We start from the raw sequence: 1,560 nt of genomic DNA, 5'->3' as shown, positions 1-1,560 counted from the left end.
AGGTCGAGGGCTTGTCCAAAAAGGCTGGAAAGGTTAGAGGTTTAGATGGATTACTGGGAATGATTCATAAATGGTATGCTGTTTTGAAGGTACGAATAATGATTAAAATTTTTAAGCTTTCTGACTATAGTAGTTGGAAAGCTTTTTTTATGTTCATATTTACCATCGTGTGTACATTCTTCTGGAATCATTTTATCATACGTAAAGACTCTGCATATAAATTTTCTTATTATAATAGAAAATTATAGCCAATGATAAGATTTAAAAATTATATATCAATTTAGCAACGTGGTATTATTAACATATCATTTAAAATCCATTATGGATGAAGGAGGAGTCATGGGCAAGATATTTAAGGGTACATTGGATCTTATTGGAAATACACCGCTTGTAGAGGTTGTGAATATTGAAAAAGAATTAAATCTTGATGCAACCATACTTGTAAAACTGGAATACTTAAATCCGGCAGGAAGTGTCAAAGATCGTATTGCTAAAGCGATGATTGAGGATGCGGAAGAAAGAGGAGTATTGAAAAAGGGTTCAGTTATAATTGAACCGACATCGGGAAATACAGGAATCGGACTTGCTTCAATTGCAGCATCCAAAGGCTATAGATTGATACTCACAATGCCTGAAACCATGAGCGTTGAAAGAAGAAACATTATCAAAGCCTATGGGGCTGAAATTGTTCTTACAGAAGGATCTAAAGGCATGAAAGGTGCAATTGAAAAAGCTGAAGAATTATCAAAGGAAATCCCTGATAGCTTTATACCGGGTCAGTTTGATAACCCTGCAAATCCTAAAATGCATAAAGATACAACAGGGCCTGAAATCTGGAATGATACTGACGGTAAAATAGATATATTTATAGCCGGAGTTGGTACAGGCGGAACTATTACAGGTATCGGTGAGTATTTAAAGGAAAAGAATTCGGATATAAAGGTTGTTGCTTTAGAGCCTGAGGATTCACCGGTACTTTCAGAAGGAAGAAGCGGCGCTCATAAGATTCAAGGCATTGGAGCAGGCTTTGTTCCTAAAGTTTTAAATACAAAAGTATATGATGAGGTGTTTAAGGCTCCGGCTCAGGATGCATTCGATACAGCTAAGTTACTTGCAAGAAAAGAAGGTATTTCAGTTGGTATATCTTCAGGTGCTGCATTATTCGGTGCAATACAGTTAGCTAAGAGACCTGAAAACAAGGGTAAAACTATAGTCGCATTATTACCTGACAGTGGTGACAGATACTATTCAACGGCGCTTTTTAATTCATAAAACTTTATATTTCTTCTGAAATCAAATATTAATATAACGAGATGGATTAAAAGAGAAAAGGGCTGAAGTGAAAAAGCTGAAGTGAAAAAATAAAATTTTTCAAAAAAGTGTTTGACATATGCTTCGCTTGTTGCTATATTAATTGAGCGCTCGCAAAGAGCGGCAATTAAATAGCTTCAAACGAAGCGTTTTTGAACCTTGAAAATCAAAGATCGATTAATACACAGACCCTGAAGATTCTATAAAGAAGATTCAGAAGCGGAGGATCTGAAAAGATCTGAAGCGAGA

The 1,560-nt window shown here is 35.7% G+C and carries 1 protein-coding gene; it reads left to right on the top strand.

The window, feature by feature from the left end; all coding sequences use genetic code 11:
- The first annotated feature begins 339 nt into the window (after nucleotides 1-339).
- Entirely contained in the window at nucleotides 340-1,272 is a 933-nt protein-coding gene (cysK, locus tag BLV86_RS17405; protein ID WP_090820115.1) for a cysteine synthase A, read from the top strand.
- Nucleotides 1,273-1,560 lie beyond the last annotated feature (288 nt).

It is taken from the genome of Oribacterium sp. KHPX15 (genome assembly GCF_900107835.1).
In the GTDB taxonomy this organism is placed as follows: Bacteria; Bacillota; Clostridia; order Lachnospirales; family Lachnospiraceae; genus Oribacterium.
Note: the sequence above shows the minus strand (reverse complement) of the source record. Positions and strands in the feature narration are given on the sequence as shown.

Coding starts and splice junctions, on each gene's coding strand:
- cysK (WP_090820115.1), top strand. CDS start 340: ATGGGCAAGATATTTAAGGGTACATTGGATCTTATTGGAAATACACCG.